Genomic DNA, 20,712 nt, shown 5'->3' on the forward strand with positions numbered 1-20,712 from the left:
ACCCCTGATGGAAGAGGGGAATCCGGCGCCGGTTCGACGGAATCCGAAGGTAGACACGGCGACGTGATCGAGCTATCCCACACATAGCGTCCGAGGTGGGCCTGATCGGTCGGTGGCGTGCTTACCGTGGGTGGGGTGATGTCACTGGCGAAATTGTCTGCGGGCGAAGGCTTCGAGTACTACACGCGCGTGATTGCCACCCACGACGCGAACGAGCGCGGCACCACCGGGATCAACGACTACTACTCCGAAAAGGGTGAGTCGCCGGGTGTGTGGCTCGGCGCCGGCCTGGCCGCGCTCGGCATCGACGAGGGCGACCAGGTCACCGAATCACAGATGCGAGCCCTGCTCGGCGAAGGCCTGCACCCCAACGCCGATGCGATCATCGACGCCGCGATCGCCGAGCAGGTCGCGCTCGGCGCGAAGGGCAAAGACGCGATCCGGTACGCGCTCAAGCAGGCTCAGTTGGGTCGCCCCTACAGCAGGTACACAACCGCGCCGGGCAGCTACCGCCACGAATGCGCCAAGGAACTCACCGACTGGAACACCGCGCACGGCCGCGATCCCCGCGCGGCAGTCCCGGCCGAGGAACGCCGTCGCGTCCGCACCGAAGTCGCACTGCGCATGTTCACCGACGACGTCGGCCGCGCACCGTTGAACTCACGCGAGCTGTCCGGCTGGATCGCCCGCGCCTCGCGGCCGTCGAAGACCGCGGTCGCCGGTTTTGACTTGACCTTCTCGCCGGTGAAGTCGGTGTCGGCGCTGTGGGCGGTGGCCTCACGTGAGGTCGCCGAGCAGATCGAGACCGCCCACCACGCGGCGATCCGAGACGTCATCTCCTACATCGAATCCGAGGTCCTCTACACGCGCGTCGGGCGCCACAGCGTGCGCCAGGTCGAAGTCGCCGGCCTGATCGCCACCGCCTTCGACCACCGCGATTCCCGCGCCGGTGATCCGGACCTACACACCCACCTCGTGGTCTCCAACAACGTGCTCCGCGCCGACGGAAAGTGGGGCGCGATCGACGGGCGGATGATCTACCGCTACAACGTCACCTGCTCGGAGATGTACAACACCCGCCTCGAATCGCACCTCGAGGCGTCGCTGGGCTTGGTCTTCGCCGACCGTGGCGACCCTGCCGGGAAGCGCCCGGTGCGTGAGGTCGTCGGTGTCGATGCCGAGCTCGCGCAGGAGTGGTCCAAGCGCGGCCATGCCATCCGCAAGGCCACCGCCACGCTCGCCACGAAGTTCGAGCAAGACCACGGGCGCGAGCCGACCGCGCTGGAGCTGGTCGACCTCTCCCAGCAAGCAACGCTGTCCACGCGCCGCAGCAAGCACGCCGCCCGCAGCCAGGCCGAGCAACGCGCAGCCTGGCAAGCGGACGCGGTCGCGATCCTGGGCAGCGACACCGCGGTCGAGCAGATGGTGAACACCGCGTTGTCGCAGCAGATCCCCGACCGCGAACAGATCACCAGCGACTGGATTCAGCACACCGCCGAGCAGGCGGTAACGGTCGTGTCGCAAACCCGTGCGACCTGGCAGCACCACCACATCCGCGCCGAAGTCGAGCGCCAGGTCCGCGGCCGCATCGCCCCTGACCAGTGGGCCATCGCCGTCAGCGCGGTCACCGAAACGGCGTTGACGGAGCCGGTCTCGGTCCCTCGTGGTGTCCATGACCTGGCCCCGACGGCACCCGAACTTTCGCGCAGCGACGGCACCAGCGTCTACACCACCGCCCGCTCCACTCTCTACACCTCGCCGCAGATCATCGCCGCCGAAGCCCGTCTCGTCGACGCCGGATTACGCCATGACGGACACCGCATCACCGTGGCCGATGTCGACACCGCGATCATCGCCCACGCCGCCAACAACAAAGGCCAAGGGCTCACGGTCGGCCAGGCCGCGATGGTGCGCACCTTCGCCACCAGCGGGGCGCGCCTGCAAGTCGGTCTGGCACCGGCAGGCACGGGCAAGACAACCGCGATGCGGGTCCTCGCCCAGGCGTGGCAAGGTCAGGGCGGCACCGTGGTCGGGATGGCGCCGACCGCGTCGGCGGCCGCGGTCCTGGCCGAGGAGATCGGCACCGAGGCGGGCACGGTCGACATGCTGGTCACCCTGGCCCGCTACCTCGAGGCCGGGGAACTGGTGCAACCACCGGCCTGGCTGACCGACATCGGGCCGCGCACGCTGGTCATCCTCGACGAGGCCGCGAAATCGGCGACCCTGAGCCTGGACACGGCAGTGTCGTGGCTGCTCGAACGCGGCGCGAGTATCCGCGCGATCGGCGACGACCGGCAGCTGTCCTCGGTCGCGGCCGGTGGCGTGATCCGCGACATCGTCGCCTACGCCGGATCGGCCAACCTCACACGAGTCATGCGGTTCAGCGATCCGGGGGAGCGGGCCGCGAGTCTCGCTGTGCGCGAAGGCGACCCGGCAGGTCTGGCCTATTACACCGACCAGGATCGCATCCGGATCGGCAGCCTGGATTCGGTCACCGAACAGGCGTACCTGGCGTGGGCCGCCGACATCGACGCCGGACTCGATTCCGCGCTGCTGGCCCCGACCAGGGAACTGGTCAGCGAGCTCAACGGCCGCGCCCGCGCCGACCGCCTCGCCCGCGCCGCAACCGACCCCGGCACCGGCACCGAAACCGGCACCGAAACCGAAACGGTGCTCGCCGACGGACACTCGGCGAGCACCGGCGACATCATCGCCACGCGCGTCAACAACTACAAGCTGCGGATCTCCAAGACCGACTACGTGCGCAACGGGTACCGCTGGCAGGTCCGCACGGTCCACGACGACGGCGCGATCACCGCCACCCATCTCGGATCCGGACGCCGGGTCACCCTGCCCGCCGACTACGTCGCCGCCCACACCCAGCTCGGCTACGCCACCACCATCGACTCCGCCCAGGGCATGACCGTCGACACCTGCCACGGCGTGCTCACCGGCCGCGAAAGCTGCCCCCAGCTCTACGTGGCGCTCACCCGAGGCCGCGCCAGCAACCGAATCTGGCTGTCCACCAACACCGGCGACGAACCCAACCTCTACGACTACGAGTCGGTCCGCCCACCGACCGCGCTCGACATCCTCACCCGCGTCCTGGGCCGTGACGGCACCCAGGTCTCGGCCGCCACCGCCGAAGCCGACGCCCACGACCCGCGCCGCCAGCTCGCCGGTGCGGTCGATTCCTACCTCGACGCGCTCGGCGTCGCCGCCGAAACCCGCTACGGCCCCACCCAACTCGCCGCCCTCGATACCGCCGCCGAGAACCTGCTGCCGGGCCTGACCACTGCTGAGGCGTGGCCGGTCCTGCGTCAGCACCTGGCCACCATCGCCCTTCACGGCCGCCGCGACCCGATCAGTGCACTCACCGACGCGATCAACTTCCGCGAACTCGACACCGCCGCCGACCCGGCCGCGGTGCTCGATTGGCGTATCGACCCGACCGGCGCCCATTCCGCCGGCATCGGCACGGCGGCGCCGTTGCCGTGGCTGCCCGCCATTCCGAACCAGCTGCGCGAGGACGCCGAGTTCGGTCCGCACCTGCGGGCCCGCGCCGAGCAGATCCGCATCCTGGACCGCCAGATCCAATCGGCGGTCCGCGATTGGCCTCACCTGCCGACCGACCAGGTCCCGTTGTGGGCTCAGCCGCTTACCAACAGCTCACGATTGGTCGGATGGGTCGCGACCTGGCGCGCTGCCCACAGCGTTCCCGACCATGACCGTCGACCCACCGGGCCCGCGGTACCCGCCCGCGCCGAACGCGAGCTTCAAGCCAAGTTCGACCGTGAGGTCACCGCGCTGCTCGGCGACTCCGACACCAATGTCCGCCGCTGGGCACCCCTGGCCCAGGAGCTCGGAGTGTCCGGCTTGACCGACGACCCGGTGTGGCCGGTCCTGGCCGAAGAACTTTCCCGCGCCGCCGACGCCGGTCGTGACATCGACGACGCCACCCGCGCCGCGGTTGCCGCCCGGCCCCTTCCGGCCGAGCAGCCCGCGGCCGCGCTGCGCTGGCGCCTGGCCGACGACCTCGACGAGCTACCACCACCGGCACCGGCCGATCCGGTGCCCGATCTGATCGAGATCATGCGGGCCGACCCGGCACGCCGCATGTCCGATATCGACCTCGACCGGCAACTGAGCTCGCTGCGCAACATCCTCGACCGGCAACGCCACACCGCACCCGCCGAACTCGCCGCCGCACAGGGCGGGAGCCAGCTCGACAAACAGCAGGCCGCCCACGCCGAGCTCGATGCCCGCGCCGCCCAGATCCGCGCCGCCCTCGACGACCTGGCCGTCGTCGAGCAACACCGCCGTGCGGCCGCCGACGCCCTCGCGGCCCACGAACGAACCATCCGAACACTCGAGGAACGCGAGATCTCCCGGTGGGACGGCAAGGCCCGCCGCGAGCGCACCGCCGCGATCACCGAGCACCGAGGCGAGATCGCGGAGCTGGAACGCGAACTCGCCTACCGCCGACGGCAGCAGCAAGCCATCATGGCCGAGGCCCACAGCCTCGGACCCCGAATCGGGTGGCCCGATATCCTCGCCCACGCCGACAACGTCGAGCAGCGCCGGGTCGATCTCGACCGCGCCCGCAACCTCGACGACCAGCAGGCCGAGCGTGCCAGCCGCCAGGCCGAAGAGACCGCGAAACTGCGCTACGGGCTCAACGCCGTCGTCACCGAACACCGCCGCCGCAGCGGCCTGACCGACCTTGCCCGAGAACACGAAGACCAGGCGCGCCGGTACTTCGACGGCCCCGGCGAAGCAATCAGGGTGGCGCAGATCGCGTACGGCAACACCCGCTCGAACCCGGATCGCTCGATCGAGCCAGAACTGAAGTACCGAAACCTCCACGAACCCACCCGCGACCACGGACACGACCTGGGGATCTGACCGAAGTACTGCCGCACCCGCTGACGCGGGCTTGCCTCCCAAACCCTGTGGCAAGCCCGCGTGCGGGTGCGGCAGCCCGTTGACCAACGCCACCACCGTTCAGCGCACCGATCCGCCTCTCTCGGCTGACGATGGCCCGTTGCCGAACGATAAAACCCCTGGTATCAAGGGTTTTATATAGTTTCGAAATAAAAACCTTGATACTTTCAGGATATTTGCTACTATAGTTCCATGAGCGAAACCGAAAACACCGTGGTCGTGTTCACCGCCAAGAGCTCCGAGAAGATCCTCAGCGAGGGTGGTTCGCAGGCATGGAAGCTCGACCCCTCCCGCGCCAGGAAGTGCGAGTGGCTCGTGTGCACCCAGAACGCCCACAACTACGAGGAGTACGCCGACGGCAGCGAACCGCACGGCAGCGCCTTCCTCGTCGGCCGGATCTCCCGCATCACTCCGGCCACCGAGGTCGGCGTCGAGGGCCGCTGGAAGATCGAGTTCAGCGAATTCGCGCGTATCAGCCAGGCCGATGCGTGGACCGGCGACCGTAACCCCGTCCGCTACACCACCCTCGCATCCCTCGGGATCAACCTCGACGGAGTGGAATTCCACAAGCTCGAACGCAATGAAACCGCCGTATCGACCGCGCTCACGATCGCCCAAGCCAAGGCCGGACTCGCGGAAACCTACGGTGTCGGTGTCGACTCCATCGAAATCGTGATCCGCGGATAGCCACGAAATGGCAGCGGTGGCCACCTATCTCGGGTGGCCACCGCTGTCGTTCGTCGTACCGATTGCCGGTCTAGCGGCCCGGCCCCTGATCGCGGCCTCGCCCACGACCATGGCCGTAGGGGTCATAACCCGGGTACGGCGCCGATCCTGGCTTCGGCAGCGTCGGCCCGGACTTCCCAGCACCCGAGGGTGGGGTCAACGGCCCAGCTGCCCGCGCGGTCTTGTTCGCCGACCATGGCTTGTTCTCGCCGACCACGTGACCGAATTCGTCGACCTGAAGCGTGCCGGGGCGGCCCTGGAACGAGATCCGCTTGGCTTGCCAACCCTGGGTCGACGTCGAGACCTCGTCCTCGACGGCCTGGTAGTCCTCCCGGTTGATGACCGCCAGCGACCGCCGGGCGGCTGCCCACGGCGGGGAACCGACCTCGGTGACCGGCACGATCTGTCGCGTCGGGTCGATCCCGGCCGCGCGCATGTGGACCTGGGTCAGCGACCGGTGCGCGTGCGAGGCGAGCATCTTCGCGGCCTGGGCGCGGTCACGCTCGGCGAGCATGTCCATGATCGCGAGCAGGCACTCGGTCAACGCGACCGCCAGCGCGACCTTGCTCGCCGCGTCGGACTGCATCGACCACAGCATCCGCGCCACTGCTCGCATCCCCTGTCCGTGAACCTGCTGCGGTCGGCGCCGATGCGCGGGCAGCTGCCCGGCGCGGGCGAGCTGGCGTGACACCGAATCCAGCGGACCGGGCTTGGTTTCGGTGCGCACACTCGCCGCGGCGAAAAGGCCGGCGGTCTGCGACGCGGCTTTCGCCCACGCATCACGATCGCTGGCCGGGATGGTGCTCATGTATTGGCTCCACCGGCCGAGCTGACGGATCGCGTCCTGCTCGCTCATCACGTTCGGCCCGATCGCGCGACCGCCGCGTGTGGTTGGCGGCCGCGACCACTCCGCGACAGCTGCCGTGCGCGCGTCGTCGGAGGCGTCCCATCCGGTCCACCCGCGCAGCGAGTTCAGGGTGAGATCCTTGGCGAGCTGACCACCGCCGTACCAGATCGCCTTCTCCCACGAGCCGGTCTTCTGGTTCTTCTGCGCGGGCATCCGGATCGCGTACCCGACGACCTCGTCGGTGCCGCCCTTCGCGAACCGCGGCCGCAGCACCATCCCGACCTCACGCAGTTCGCGCACGAACTCTGCCTCGGACTCGGTCGCGGTCGCGACCGCGCGCACCCGGCGGTGCAGCGCTTCGCGATCAGTCTCCGGCGCGCCGACTCGTTCGGCGCGGCCGCGCTCGTCCGGCCGAGTCGCCTGCTCGGTGGCACGGTCCTCGCGCGAGGCGAGCACCTTCAGCCCGAACTCCCGCTCGATCGTCGCGGTCGCGGCCTGTGACCGCGGATGGTCGCGGCGCACGTCGGCCAACGATCCGTCCGGACGAACTACCGCCATCGCGATGTGGATGTGGTCGCCCTTGTTCTTGGTCAGACCGTGATGGATCGCGGTCCACCGAACATCCGGGGCGCCGTCGGTGCGGTCGACGAAGTCCATCTCCTCCATGAACCGGCGCGCGATCTCGCCCCACTTCGCGGTGTCGAGCTGCCCTTCCTTCGGGTCCAACGCCAGGCTGCAGTGCCAGACGTTCTGATCGCGCGTCGCCGCCTCGAACGCTTCCTTGCGCGGCACGCCTTCGGCGATCTTCGCGCGCGCTTCGCGGTAGTTGGTGACCAACACCGGCTCCCCCCGCAGCACCGTTTGCCGCGGTGAGTCGAGCAGTTTCGCCAGCTCGGTCGCGCGCGAGACGTCGATCCGGCCGCCGTACACGGCCATGGTCACGATGTCGCCCGCGACCACAGTCGGGTTCGTGTGCTCGTTGGCCCGACCCGGGCCCGCGAGGTAGCGCAGCAGCCCGCCCATATCCGAGCCCTTGACCACGTTCGGCATCATCGGCTGCTCACCCTTCGCCGTCGACCGCGGCCGCCCACTCCTCGCTCACGGCCAGGTCCTGCTCGACGCTCACCGACTTCTCGGTCACCGCCGGAGCCTTGCCCATCACCCACCGCGCGGTCGCGTCCACGCTCAAACACGCACGCACCACCGCGTGCAACGCGTCCAGGTGCGCGGCCACCAGATCCGGCGCGAGCTCCCCACCCACCTGGTGCATATGCCTCGTCTGCTGGTTCACGTTCGCGCCGATCCGCCGAATCTGATCGTCCAACTCCAGCAGCCGCATCGCCGCGAACGCGCGGCCGGCCTCGACCTTGCCCGAGTCCCGCGCCGACTCCACCAGCAGCCGCGGCACCGACACACCCGCCTCGACAGCACGGCGCGTGAGGTCTTCGTGCTCGGCATCGGAGAGCTTCACGATGTGCTTGTGCGGTCGCCCTCCGGGCACATTCGCCTGTCGCTGGCGGCGCACCCCCGCCCGCCGATTCGGCGACTCCCCTGCCATCGCAGCCTCCCTCACAGCCCAGCGCAGCGACCACCCGGACGGGTGGGGTGACCGATCTTAGGTCACCTAAATACTAGCTCGCTCCACTCAATTCTGCCCATGACCGTACCGGAGCGTCAGCGAGCGTGGAGCGTACGCAACGTAGACCGCACCGCCCGAATTTCCAGCATGGCGACACTCGCTCGCGGCCGCCCAGCACGTGGACCGCGAAGTCTCGGCGGGTCGGTCACGTAAGGTCTGCACACGACAGGGCCCTGGCGGATATGCGCCGCCAGGGCCCTGTCTCTTTTCCGAAGTTGTGTTCGGAACTCAGCTGTTGTGCAGGTGGATGACGCGAGCGCCACCGTGCGCACGACGGATCTCGGTCGCGGCGCCCACCCATTTGTCGACCGTCTTGAAGCCCATGCCCAGATCGCGAGCGACGCGGCTGGGTGAGCCGGTTGCATCGTGGTGGGCCAACGCCTGGGCGATGCGCTCGACCTCGGACCGCGACTGCGTCGCGTCCTTCACCTCGCGGGCCAACTCCCATACCTCCGCCGTCAGCACGCCCGACTCGGTCTGCTCTGCGGAGTGCTGCACAGCAGCGGGTGTCTGCTCCACAGGCGGGGCGCTGCTGCGCACCTGCTGCGCCAACGGCTCGGCATCAGCCGGGGTGCTGCGCTCGTGCTCCACGGTCTGCTCCGCGCTGGTGCTGCGCTGCTCTGCAGAGCGAAGAGGAGCAGTTGCTGGATGCTGCGCAGCGAGCTGCTGCGCGGGCTGCGCCGCATCGGTGCTACGTACCGCGACGGACTCGGCAACCTCGATGCCGACCGCCGACAGGGTCCCACCGACGGCTTCGGTTTCGTGCTCGACATCGCTCGGGACGGGAGCGTCCTCTGTGGCCTCGAAGACCACCGGGACCTCGACGGCGGGCTTGGCGTCGGCTGGCTGCGCGGTCGCGGATTGCTCAGCAGTCGAGTGCTCTGCAGCAGCCTGCTGCGCGATGTAGTGCACGGGAAGCACGGCGGTCGCCGGGTCGATGTCTTCCTCGGTGACTACCTCGTCGGAAACGGGGCTGTGCTCCGCATCGGTAGCTGGACTGCTCTGCTCATCATGCACTGGCTGCTGCGAAGCAGTCGTTGCTACGGGTGCTGCGCTGCTGCGCGGAGCAGCGGCGTGCTCGTGCTGTACGTCCGGCGCCGGGTGCTGCGCTGCGTCGAGCGCCTGCTGTGTAGCAGCGGGGCGTTCGTGCTCCGTAGCAGGCGGGGCGAGGATGGCGGGCACGATCCGGTTCCCGGCATCACCGACCTGAGTCAGCGCCACGAGACGAGCCTGGAGATCTTCGTGATCGGGGATCGCGGCGGTAGCCGCTTCGATCGCCTTGCCGTAGCGCTCGGCGACCAAACGGTGGGTGATGAGCGCGACGCCGATCATCACCGGCGCGATGGCGTGGATACCGAAGCCGTACACGTCGCCGGCGCGGACGTAGGGGAAGGTGTTGAGCCCGATCGAGGCCAGCAGCAGCGCGGCCTCGACGAGGTAGACCTGGCGCAGCTTGCTCTGGTCGATGACGTCCCATTCGGAGGTGTCGCTCGTCGAGAGCATCAGCGCGACCAGCACCGCGGAGATGAGCGCCTCCAGGCCGTAGGACAACCAGAACATCGGGTTGGCCACATCGAGCCCGGGCGCGATGTTCTGCTGCACGGTGACCGCGGAGAACAGCATCGAAAATGCCACCACACCGACGAGCAGGGCCAGCACGCGCGGTTTGCGCTTGTGCAGTCGGGCGACCTTGGCGTGGGGGCTGCTGCTGTGGCGCTGCTCCCCCACCGCCTGCGCCGCACGCAGCAGATCGACCGCTTCGCGATCCGCCAGCGACTTCGCTGTCTCGCGCACACGCTCGGCGGCGTCAGCGGCCGCGCGGATGCGCGCGCGCTGCTCGGTGCGCTGATGCTCGCGCACCAACTCGGCCAGCTCACGATCCTGGGCCAGCTCGCGTTCCGAGAGGGCTTCGAGCAGCGCCGGGTCGTACTGGTGCTCGAGCCGCTCACGCGCTGTTTGGACCCGGTCCGGCAGCGCGCCGGCCACCAACTCGTCGTACTCGTTGGGCGAGGTTGTGGTGGTTTGACGGAACATCAGCGGTCACCTTCTGGGCTGGAGTCGGGCATGTGGCCGTCCGCGTCTGGTCGCGGTACACCGGCGGCGTCGAGGTATGCGGTGATTGCCGCGTCGGTGATGTCGGTGAGCGCGTATCCCTGACGGACGATCCAGTCCAGTCGCGCCATCGTGGTCGCCTGCAGCTGTGTCGAGAACGGTCGCTTCGTGGGCCCACGGCGGCTACGACGGGGCGGCAGGGCAATCTTCGCGGATTCGGTCGGATCGGACATAGCACATTCTAGCATGTATGCAACACATACATGTACAGCATGCATGTATGTCTGAATTAACCGCGGTTAATTGTCTGAAGCCGACACCGGCTCTCCCACGTACGAAGTGGCGCACCCTTGCCGCGTGTCGGGCTTCGACGCACGGGACAGCTATAGGATCGCCTCAGCCGCGCCGCCTAACAGCTGCGCCGCTCCCCCACCGAGATCCGAAGTAGCCCACCAGCATCTGGGCGAAGCACACGGAGGTACGACCATGGGCCATGTCGAGCTCATACTCAATCAAAAGGGCGGGATCGGGAAGTCCACCCTGACCGTCAACCTTGCCGCCACCACCGCCGACGTCCTGTCCACTGGCTCCCCCGACGATATGTCGCCGGTCGCCGCGGTCAGCATCGACCCGCAAGGCTCGGCAGTCTGGTGGGCCGACCGAGTAGCGGCCCTGCCGTTCCACATCATCCAGGCACACGACGACATCGAGGGCCTGCGCTCGATGGGGAACCTCGCCGGCATCGAGCACGTCTTCGTCGACACCCCGGGCTGGATCGGCACCGACACCAACGACCTCGGCGACGGCGCCGCCGGCAAAGCCCTGGAGGCCGCGCTCGATGTCGCCAACCACGTTCTCGTCCCGATCGAACCTGAAGTGCTGGGCTTCGATCCCACCGCCAGGACCATTGAGCGCATCGTCAAACCACGCGGCCTCGACTTCCTCGTCGTGATCAACAACTGGGATCCCCGAGACGGCACAACAGATCTCGACCAGACCAAGGAATTCGTCCGCGCAAACGGCTGGCCCCTGGCCAACACCGTCGTCCGGCACTACAAGGTCCACACCCGCGCGGCCGCCGAGGGCCTGGTCGTCACCGAATACCCGAAGAACCGCGTGAGCATGGAAGCTCGCCAGGACTTCCAGCGACTGGCGCTCGAGCTCAAGGCAGGCGGTCGTTGATGGCCCGGGGTGGACGCACCAACTTTGCCGAACTTGCCGGAGCTGTTGGCACGAACTCGGTCATCGACGGACAGCCCGCGGCTGGCCTCGCCCGGCACCCGCTGTCGACGCCGCTGACCAAACTGGTCGCCAATCCGCAGAACCCGCGCGAAGGCGCGCTGAACGTCGATGACCTCGCCTCCATCGCCGAGATGCAGCTGCAGCCCGGCCTTGGCGTGAGCAGGGCGGCCTACCTCAAGCTGTTCCCGGAGGACGAGAACACGCTTGGTGACGCGTCGATCGTCGTCATCAACGGGTGCCGGCGGCTGGTCGCCTGCAAAACCTATGGCCGTACGACGATGGACGTCGTCGTCAAGGACGAAATCGCGACCAGCCGTGCTGCCCTGCGAGCTGCGGCGATCCGCGAGAACGTTGAACGCGAGAACCTCGACGTTCTCGAAGAGGCGCGGGCAGTCGAGCAGCTCGTGACCGATGCGGGATCGGCGATCAAGGCTGCCGAAGAACTCGGCAAGACACCGGCCTGGGTTTCCCAGCGGCGCGCGCTGCTGAAGCTCGCGCCAGAAATCCAGCAGGCACTGCGTGGCGGGGACATCGCGATCCGGGTAGCTCGCAATCTGGCCCAGGTGCCGATGGAGCAACAGGTCGAGCGATGGCAAGCTGCAGTCAACAAGGAAGGGACCCGGGATCAGACGCCGAAACCGGACCGCCGTCCCGCGCTGTCCAGCACCCAGATCGCCAAGACCTTCAGACGATGGGACGCCCCGGCGCCTACGCTCGCCGCAGCGCTGGCTGAGCACCTGGACACAGCCGGGATCGCGGTACTGATCGCGGAGCTGAAGAAGGTCGGCGGATAGATCTGAGTCAGTAAATTAACCGCGGTTAATTCCCGCGAGAGCCTCTCATGTCGTCCGAGTCTGCACCTGTGCACGATGTCCAGCTCATGCGGCCAACACGAGCTGGACGTCGTGCGTGCCAGGCTGGTAGTTCGGCTCGAGTGCTCGCAGGCCGCGGTGCAGTGTGACCGGGGCGGCCGCGAGCACCGCAGCCGCCTCTGGTGCTGGCTCGGGCGCCGAGGCGATGAAAGTTGTGGCGGCCTCTATGATTCCGGCGCGCTCATCGAGCCAGGTGAACCACGTCCGCCGCAGAGATGGGTGTAGCTGCCCCAGGTGAGTGCGCCGCAACCGGATACGGTCAGCCTGCTGCTCGGCGGTGAGCGAGGTCCACCATTGCTTCTGAACCCACTGGGAGCGCAGGTTCTTCGCAATGGGGTGGGTGCTAGTAGCGAGGCGTTCTCCCAGAGCTACAGAACTCAGAACGTCGCTGCGGGGTGTCCAGGCCGCACGCTCGGCTGTGTGGAGCGCGGAGAGCTGGGAGGGGGAGCTGCGGCCGAGGGGGGCGGGGGTGCTACAGCTAGTGTGCGGAGAACTCTCGGCTTCCCTGATGTGGCGCGCGGCAGTTGGTCCTAGCGCATACGTTTGGCAAGCTCGGGCGCCTCCGGGGTAGCGGCGTACAACGGTGAGAAGCCCGTACTCGACGGCCGTGGCGATCGCTGTCTGCACGGTGCTCGTGTACACGTGGCCGCGCTCGGCGATCTGACGCATGCTCATCGACCCATCTCGCGTCAGGAGTGCCGGCACGAGGGCGCAGAGGACAACCAGGACACTGTGTCGGCGGCGCGGATCAACGCCGCTCAGGGTTGCGCCGACGGCATGGTGCAGGCCGCGTCGCATCGCATCGGCGTCGCCGGGATCGGCGCTATCGAGCGCGGTAGGCGACAGCTCCCCTACCAGCCGGACTGCACGGGGGCGATCGGCGGCGGCTTCGTCCTTCGAGAGCGACCAAAGCTCGTCCCACCACTTCTGCCCGCAGGCGCTAAGTCGGTCGCGCTCGACGAGAGCCCACGCTTGGGTGGGTGAAAGACCTTGCTCGGCAGCGGCTTTAGTCATCGCGATGAGCCAGACGTAGCGCTCCCACCAGTCACGACCTTGCCCGAAGGCCTTGGCGTTCTCGTTGAGCTGATGGTGCAGCTCAGTCCATGCCTCGTCCATCGTGTAGCCGCGGCGTGCCAGGACCATCGCGACCCGGAATTCTGCTTCGGATCGCGATCGTCCTGACACGCCACGCGCGAAACGAGCAGGCTTAGGCCGCCGTGAACCAGTGCGGGCTGCGGAAGGGATGCCGTCGTAGAGGTTTCGAGCATCAACGACGTCGCCGGGGGACAGGGTGCAGCTAATGACACGACTGGAGCGCCCGAGTCTGTGCGGCGCGGTGAGCAGCCGCAATGCCTTGTCGGTGCGGTCATCTACGACAACCCCGAACGCCTCGGCGAGCTCCACGCACAGCGTGTGCCACTCGGCGGGATTGACGCGGTGGTGTGTGATGGCGGTGATCACGTGTCGACCGCCGGGCCGCCCGCTTTCCCGAACAAGGTACGGCAGAGCGTGTTTGACGCACCAGGCGACGAGAGCTTCGGCTACGGCATCGCCGATCACGGGGTCTTCGGCGTCGATATCGGCGCCGTGGACGCCGTCGACGACCCGCGCGGCCGCGGTGACAGCGGCACCGGTCGCGAGACCGTTGCGCAACGCGTCAAGCGAGCGGACAGTGCGGACCTTGCGGTTGTCAGCGTCGATGAGCAGCCATTGGCCGCGGTACATGACGCGCTCTAGGGCGCCAAGCATGGCGCGGGTAGGCGCAGTTCGCGCTGAATGGCCGTGTTGTGACGTTTTCGGTTTGTGCTGGTCAGGATGGGTGCGAAGGCTTTGTTGTGCAACAAAGCCGTGTCCACACACAAGTTTGTGTGGGCGTGCGTTATCCTGGGGGCTGTCCTGCAAAGACATGATCCCTTCGGGATGCGATTGCCCTCGACCTGCTACGTCGGGGGCTTTTTCGCGTTATTAGGTTGTGTGGGTCAGGCGGGTGCCGCCTGGATGGTTACGACCGTGCGTGTGCTCCTTTGAGAGTCGCTAACGGCGCCCAGCAGATTAGCTGGCGAGCCCCGGTAGCGGATCCTGTAACTCGAGAACGAGGTCAGTTCGTCCAACTGCGCGCGAAACCAGGTCCGCGATGACTTGGCTAACGGTCGACCCTGTCTCCGCAGCGATCCGGTCCACGTCCTCTCGGACCTCGGCAGGGAGGCGGGTTGTTATCGACACGACTCTGTCGCCCTTGGAGGGGCGGCCGCGCCGGGAAGATGTGGTCGACATACACGTATTCCTACATGAGTTTTTCTGAAAAGGGGTATCGGCGCGCCGATTTCCCTTCGATCAGCATTATTGTCCGGGGATCGAAGGGCAAGGACCGCATGTCACACAGCGTGTGTGACATCTGCCTGCCTCCCAGTGCGATCGAGAGTGACCGCGCTCTGGCATGCGCCAGCGACCCGGGCTCATCTGAGGCATAAGGGGTTTGATGCCTCAGATGAGCGATCGAGTGCGGTAAAGACGTCTTTCGAGTCGAGGACCAGTTCGACTCGTGCTAGGGGTAGCCGTAGCATTCGCCGAAAATCGGGCGGATATGGCGTAGCCGCCTGGTAGACACCATTTTTCGTGTTCGAGATGCGCGTGGGTCGGGTAGGTGCTTGGCTGCCGATGATGTTGTTGGTCGGCACTGATGGAGGCTGGGGTTCGTGGCGACGCGGATGTTCGCGGACGAGGAACTGGAACGTCTGCGGGGATTCCCGGAGATCAGCCGCGAGGAGCTGTTCCGGTACTTCACCCTGACCCCGGCTGATCTGGCGTTCGTGGATCCCGGCCGCGGCCGGGGCCCGGCCGAGCGGCTCGGGCTGGCGATCGCCTTGTGCACGCTGCCGTGGCTGGGGTTCGTGCCCGACCGCCTCACCACGGCCCCACCGGTGGCGGTGGCCCGCATCGCCGAGCAACTGCGGGTGGATCCGGTGGAGATCGGCGCGTACGGGCGCCGGACCAAGACCCGTACCGAGCACGTACGCTTGGCCGCGCAATATCTGGGCTGGCGGCCGGCCGGGCAGCTCGAACTCAAGGAACTCGACGAGTTCCTGCTCGCGCGGGCGATGGAACACGATTCGCCGACCTTGCTGTTCCGGCTGGGATGCGAGTACCTGATCTCGGCGCGGGTGATCCGGCCCGGTCCGGTCACCGTGGTCGAACGCGTCGCCCACGCCCGCCACCAAGCCCAAACCGAAACCTACGACCGGCTCTCCTACGAGTTCACCCCGGACCGCTGCGCACAGCTGGACGCGCTGCTGATCACCGACGCCTCGCTGGGGATCTCGCGGTTGCGGTGGCTGTCGACCGGCCCGGTGGAGGCGTCAGCGGCGGCGGTGCGCGCCGAGGTCGACAAGCTGGCGTTCCTGCGCGGCCTGGGTGCCGATCGCCTGGACATGTCGGTGCTGCCCGCCGAGCGGCGCCGGTTCCTGGCCGCGATGGGCCGCCGGCTGACCCCGCAAGCCCTCGAGCGCCGCGACCCGCAGCGCCGGTATCCAATCCTGCTCACCGTGCTCGCTCAGTCCGGCACCGACGTGCTCGACGAGGTCGTGGCGTTGTTCGATCAGGCGATCTCGGCGAAATTCGGTGCCGCCGAACGCAAGATGCAGCAGGAACTCGCCGAGCGCGGCAAGTCCGGGGAAGACCGCCAAGTCCTGCTCGATGATCTCCTAGAAATCGTCACCGACCCGGCGGTCGCCGATGAGGAGATCGGCGCGCTGATCCGCGGCGAGAAGATCGGGTGGGAACGCCTGCGCGCCGCACTCGCCCAGGCCAAACCGCGCCTTCCCCGCGATCACGGGCATCTAGCCGCCCTGGACTCCAGCTACAACTATCTGCGTCAGTTCACTCCGGCGGTGCTCGAGACGGTGCGCTTCGCCGGCGGCACTGCCGCGACTGAGCTGCTGATCGCGGTTGCGATGCTGCGCGAACTCAACGCCACCGGGCGGCGCAAGGTGTTCGACGATGCCCCGACCGGGTTCGTGCCGACGAAATGGCGCGGCTACCTCGATGCGGCCCGAACGACCGGTAGCGCCACGGCATATCGGCACTATTGGGAGCTGTGCGTGCTGCTCGGGCTACGCGACGGGTTGCGCAGCGGGGATGTGTTCGTGCCCGGCTCGCGCCGCTACGCCGACCCCGCCGCCTACCTACTCACCGCCGATCAGTGGGAACCGCAACGTGAGGAGTTCTGCCGTCTGGTCGGCCGGGCCGCCGATCCCGGCGTCGCCTTGGCCGCAGTCGTCGACGAGCTGCACGCCGCGCTCGCCGAGCTGGAGACCGTGCTGGTCGAGGGGGACGGTCCGGTGCGCCTGGACGAGACCGGTGATCTGATCATCTCGCCACTGACGGCCGAAGATGTTCCGGCCGAGGCGGTCTCGCTCAAGGCCGAGCTGACAGAGATGCTGCCGTTCGCGCCGATCGTGTCGTTGCTGATCGAGCTGGACAAGCGCACCGGCTACCTGGACTGCTTCACCCACGCCGGCGGCCAAGCCACCCGCAGCCCGGAGTTGAAACGCAACCTGATCGCGGTGCTGCTCGCACATTCGACGAACCTGGGGTTGACGCGGATGGCCGAGGCCTGCGGCATCACCTACGACATCTTGTCCTGGACCAACGAATGGTATGTGCGCGAGGAAACCCTGCGCGCGGCGAATGTGGTGCTGATCGACTATCACCAGCGGCTGCCGCTGACCTCGGTGTTCGGCACGGGCACCCTGTCTTCCAGTGACGGGCAACGCTTCCCCACGCGCGGTAAGTCGACCACGGCGCGGCCGATGAGCCGCTACTTCGCCGACCAGGGCCTGTCGACCTACACCCATGTCACCGATCAGCACGCCACCTACGGCACCAAGGTCATCGTCGCCACCAAACGCGAAGCCCACTACGTGCTCGACGAAATCCTCGGCAACGCAACGGATCTGCCGATCACCGAGCACGCCACCGACACTCACGGGGTCACGCTCGTGAATTTCGGGCTGTTCGACCTGCTGGGGATGCAGCTTTCGCCGCGGATCCGCGACCTTGGCCGCATCACCTTGTATCGGTGCGAGTCCCGCGCCGACGCGGAGGCCCGGTTCGTGCAGGTGGGTCCGTTGCTGACCCGGAAACTGAACCTGGATCTGATCGCTGGGCACTGGGATGACCTGCTGCGGTTGGCCGGCTCGCTGAAGTTCGGGCACGCCACCGCGTCTCTGCTGGTCGGCAAGCTCTCGGCCTCCGGACGCCAGAACACCCTCGCGGCGGCGCTGAAGGAGTACGGGGCGCTGCGGCGCACGATCTACGCCGCGAAATATCTCTCCGACCCGGACTATCGCCGCAAGATCTCGCGTCAGCTCAACAAGGGCGAATCGCTGCACGCGCTGCGCCGGGACCTGCTCTACGCGCACGAGGGCATGATTCGGGCCCGTCACCTCGAGCAGCAGGCTGAACAGGCCTGGTGCCTGACCCTGGCGACGAATGCCGTGATCGCTTGGACCACCGAGTATTACGGGCTGGCTGTGGAGCAGATGCGCCGGGCTGGGCAGCGCATCGACGACGAGGTCCTGGCCCACATCAGCCCGGCGCACAGCGCCAACATCAACTTCTTCGGCGCGATCGAGGTCGACATCGAGGGTGAACTCGCTCAGCTCGGTCCGACCGGGTACCGGCCCCTGCGGGTACGCGACACTCTGTTCTGAGCATCGAATCAGTCGTTGCGCTGTTCGGCATCGGGCTGCTCCGATACCTCCGGTGATATCGCAGTCTTGCCAGACCTCATCCAGGGAGATCGTCCGACAGGGCCGCTGCGAGATCGTCACGACCCTGTCGGCGGTAGGTCGCGAGCAGGTAGAGGCCCGTGAGGTCCAGTGGCGAGAAAGTCACGCTCAGCGGCTCGTGGGGCGGACCGATCGTTGTTCTTCGGTGAGCTACGAGCAGCGTTGTGACGCTGGCGGTTTCGTCATCTCGAACACCGTGAGGTCGCGAACGGGGGGTCTGAGACGATGGTCGGCGTCAGATGAGCAGTTCGCCGAACCATTTCCCAAGGGAGATATTTTGTCGTCGACACCGTTTCGTTATGCCGTCTACTACGAGTCCTGGGCCGACCCCTGGGTGAGCGACCCATACCAGGCGAAGCTGGCCAACCTTCCAGCTTACGTCGGCACGATCATCTTGTGTTACATGCGGCCCGACGCGCAGTACGCCAAGGGCAGCTATTCGTTTCAGGGGACCGGCATCCATTTTTCATACGATGTGACTGTCGTGCGCGATGCGGTGTCCCTACTGCGCCAACGTAATCCCGGTGTCGAGGTGCTCCTCGGGATCGGCGGCGCCGACTACCGCAACTGGGCGGGGCTGAACGTGACCGCGATTGCCGATTTCGTCAGCGACTTCGGCCTCGACGGTGTCGATGTCGGCTATGAGCCAACAGACCCGGGGTGCGTACCCGGGAATGGGACGTATACGTGTAGCACGGATCAGGAGTACGTCAGGACAGTGGGGGCAATCGCCCAGGGGCTGCCCCCGGGATCGACTCTCTCGGTTTCGGTTTTCCACGTGGGTGCCTACGGCGAGGGGCAGTGGGCCAACTCCCAACCGTTGTGTTCCTTCACCGGGACCTCGCTCGCCCTGCTGCGCTCGGACGTGGCCGAAAAGATCACCCGACTCAACATCATGGCCTATGACGCCAGCACCGCATATGACCCGCTGGAGGCCCTGGCCGCCTACCAGAATTACTTCAAGCGACCCATCCTGCTGGGTGTCCAAGTCGCACCCGAGGCATGGCCGGCGGAAGGGGCGCCGAACGCCCATGTAATCACGCTGGCGGAGGTCGAATCGCTGGCCAAAGCGGTCAAGGCCCAAGGTGGTGGCGGCATGTTCCTGTGGAGCGTGTTCAAGCAGGCCAAAGCCGGCACACCTACTGTCAACGAGATCTCCAAGCAGATCTCCGTAACCCTGGACCTGGGCGACTGCGATACGCCGTTGGTTCAAGGCGCGCGCCAATAGGCGTGACGGAGATGTAGTTCAAGCAGTCGTTACGCTTTGCGATGACGTGGCGACCGCATCTGATTCGAGGACCGAAACCCTCTGACTCTGGCTGGATTCGGGTCGGTGGTGCCTGTGCTCAGGTGCGGTCGCTGGTGATGGCTGTTATTCACCTCGGTCGACCCGGGTGAAGGCGGTGGTGGCCTTCACCCGGGTCCAACCCGGGTCACCGCCGCCCGCGCCAGCGGCTCGAGCGCGGCGATCCGGCACCCGCGGCGGATCACGGTGACCGAACACTTCTGCCGGTCAGCTACCGGGCATAGAGGATCTTGCCGACGATCTCTTCCACCTCGCCCGGGGGCCGTACCCGCTGCTGCCGCCGGACGAGCGGCGCGGCAACAGATCCGAGGCCGCACCGTCGCCCGCCAACCAGCGATGGACCAGCGCATACACGGCCCCGGAATCCCGAAGCGGTCACCAAGTGCAAGTAGGCGTGCGGGGTCCAGGTCTGCGAAAAGTCGCGCTAAGGCGGTTACCGCAGATAAAGGCACATTATCTGCGGTAACCGCTTGTGTGAGCTGGGTGGATGTGGCTGATGACGTGGGCCGACTCTGCGAATTATCTGCGGTAGCCGGGTAACCGGCTTCATCAGATGAAGGAATCTTGCATCTGATGCGAGCATCTTGAGTCGAGCACGCTCAGGAACAGTGCTTACCACAACTCTTCGGCCAACTGGGCCCCACGGGCTTGACAGCCGTGCGGCGTCCTACCGGGTAGTCCTGTTCACGCAACGCTGCCAGTGCCCGATATGAGTAACCGAATTCCACAGCACGAATTCAGGAGAAGGCCACGGTCATTCGTGATGCCAGCAGCGAAAGTTCTTCGAACTCGTAGGTGCCGTCCCCGTCGAGGTCATCGACGGAAACCTTGGTAGGAACGGCATCGCACACGTGCCAGGCGACCACCCACCCCGAGCCGTCCTCAGTGGTAAAGGCGATCGACAGATCGCGCTTGTCCACGTCGTTGTTGCCGACTCCTTCGGCCCACTGTTTCCAGACCCCACTTACGCTTCCCGGTGCGCCCCGGCGCAGGGTGATGTTCAGCTCCGACCGCTCGCCTGGCTTCTGGAACCAGTTGCCAAAGCCGTCCTTGTATTCGATCGCGTCTACGCTGAGTTCCAGTCCTGAGACGGAGTTGAAAGCGACGGATTCATCGCCGATCGTGCACCGGTAGCGGTAGGTCGGCACGGGTGCGGGAACAGCTGCGTTGGTCACGGTGGCGCTCCTAGGACGTCGTATTGGTAACAGCCGCAAGCGTATTCGCTGCGAGCAGTCCTCACGCCCGGACACGCCAGCCCGCCGCATCACGTCATCGAGTGCCCGCCGCGGGGGCGT

General features: G+C 67.0%; 13 protein-coding genes. 6 read left to right on the forward strand and 7 right to left on the reverse strand.

All coding sequences use genetic code 11. From position 1 onward, the window contains the following. Positions 1–138 precede the first annotated feature (138 nt). Positions 139–4,905 (forward strand): MobF family relaxase, encoded by a 4,767-nt coding sequence (gene mobF, locus ACFWPX_RS33435; RefSeq protein ID WP_378932167.1) that lies wholly within the window; start codon positions 139–141, stop codon positions 4,903–4,905. A 231-nt stretch (positions 4,906–5,136) separates the two neighbouring features. After that, positions 5,137–5,631 carry a hypothetical protein gene (locus ACFWPX_RS33440; RefSeq protein ID WP_378932169.1) on the forward strand — a complete coding sequence of 165 codons (495 nt, stop codon included), beginning with the start codon at positions 5,137–5,139 and terminating at the stop codon, positions 5,629–5,631. Between the two features lie 70 nt (positions 5,632–5,701). Here ACFWPX_RS33440 and ACFWPX_RS33445 read toward each other — a convergent pair whose 3' ends face one another. The 4 genes from ACFWPX_RS33445 to ACFWPX_RS33460 all read right to left on the reverse strand — a co-directional run bounded on the left by ACFWPX_RS33445 (position 5,702) and on the right by ACFWPX_RS33460 (position 10,441). Then, positions 5,702–7,570, reverse strand: coding sequence for a relaxase/mobilization nuclease domain-containing protein (locus tag ACFWPX_RS33445; RefSeq protein ID WP_378932171.1), 1,869 nt, complete (start codon positions 7,568–7,570; stop codon positions 5,702–5,704). Positions 7,571–7,577: 7 nt separating this feature from the next. Beyond that, positions 7,578–8,075 (reverse strand): hypothetical protein, encoded by a 498-nt coding sequence (locus ACFWPX_RS33450; RefSeq protein WP_378932174.1) that lies wholly within the window; start codon positions 8,073–8,075, stop codon positions 7,578–7,580. Positions 8,076–8,384: 309 nt separating this feature from the next. Next, a complete protein-coding gene (locus tag ACFWPX_RS33455) occupies positions 8,385–10,190 on the reverse strand; it encodes a hypothetical protein (protein ID WP_378932176.1) in 1,806 nt (601 codons plus the stop codon). Then, a complete protein-coding gene (locus ACFWPX_RS33460) occupies positions 10,190–10,441 on the reverse strand; it encodes a hypothetical protein (protein ID WP_378932178.1) in 252 nt (83 codons plus the stop codon). The genes ACFWPX_RS33455 and ACFWPX_RS33460 overlap by 1 nt, the downstream gene beginning before the upstream one ends. 253 nt (positions 10,442–10,694) lie before the next feature. On the opposite strand from ACFWPX_RS33460, the gene ACFWPX_RS33465 reads away from it, so the two are divergent. Together ACFWPX_RS33465 and ACFWPX_RS33470 are read left to right on the forward strand one after the other, a co-directional pair. Then, complete coding sequence (locus ACFWPX_RS33465) at positions 10,695–11,390, forward strand: ParA family protein (RefSeq protein ID WP_301908291.1); 696 nt, start codon at positions 10,695–10,697, stop codon at positions 11,388–11,390. Beyond that, positions 11,390–12,244, forward strand: coding sequence for a ParB/RepB/Spo0J family partition protein (locus ACFWPX_RS33470; RefSeq protein ID WP_378932180.1), 855 nt, complete (start codon positions 11,390–11,392; stop codon positions 12,242–12,244). Before ACFWPX_RS33465 ends, ACFWPX_RS33470 begins: the two co-directional genes overlap by 1 nt. An 84-nt stretch (positions 12,245–12,328) precedes the next feature. On the opposite strand, the gene ACFWPX_RS33475 is transcribed toward ACFWPX_RS33470, so the two are convergent. Next, positions 12,329–14,047: a hypothetical protein gene (locus ACFWPX_RS33475; RefSeq protein WP_378932182.1), complete on the reverse strand. Its 1,719-nt coding sequence runs from the start codon at positions 14,045–14,047 to the stop codon at positions 12,329–12,331. A 327-nt stretch (positions 14,048–14,374) separates the two neighbouring features. Beyond that, a complete protein-coding gene (locus ACFWPX_RS33480; RefSeq protein WP_364412501.1) occupies positions 14,375–14,596 on the reverse strand; it encodes a hypothetical protein in 222 nt (73 codons plus the stop codon). A gap of 422 nt (positions 14,597–15,018) precedes the next feature. On the opposite strand from ACFWPX_RS33480, the gene ACFWPX_RS33485 reads away from it, so the two are divergent. Further along, positions 15,019–18,033, forward strand: coding sequence for a Tn3 family transposase (locus ACFWPX_RS33485; RefSeq protein WP_378932184.1), 3,015 nt, complete (start codon positions 15,019–15,021; stop codon positions 18,031–18,033). Positions 18,034–18,256: 223 nt separating this feature from the next. Then, on the forward strand, positions 18,257–19,339 hold the full coding sequence (locus ACFWPX_RS33490; protein ID WP_378932186.1) for a hypothetical protein: 1,083 nt from the start codon (positions 18,257–18,259) through the stop codon (positions 19,337–19,339). Positions 19,340–20,154: 815 nt separating this feature from the next. On the opposite strand, the gene ACFWPX_RS33495 is transcribed toward ACFWPX_RS33490, so the two are convergent. After that, positions 20,155–20,592, reverse strand: coding sequence for a phage tail protein (locus ACFWPX_RS33495; protein WP_378932188.1), 438 nt, complete (start codon positions 20,590–20,592; stop codon positions 20,155–20,157). Positions 20,593–20,712: the final 120 nt, after the last annotated feature.

It is taken from the genome of Nocardia sp. NPDC058518, assembly GCF_042719655.1.
GTDB lineage: Bacteria > Actinomycetota > Actinomycetes > Mycobacteriales > Mycobacteriaceae > Nocardia.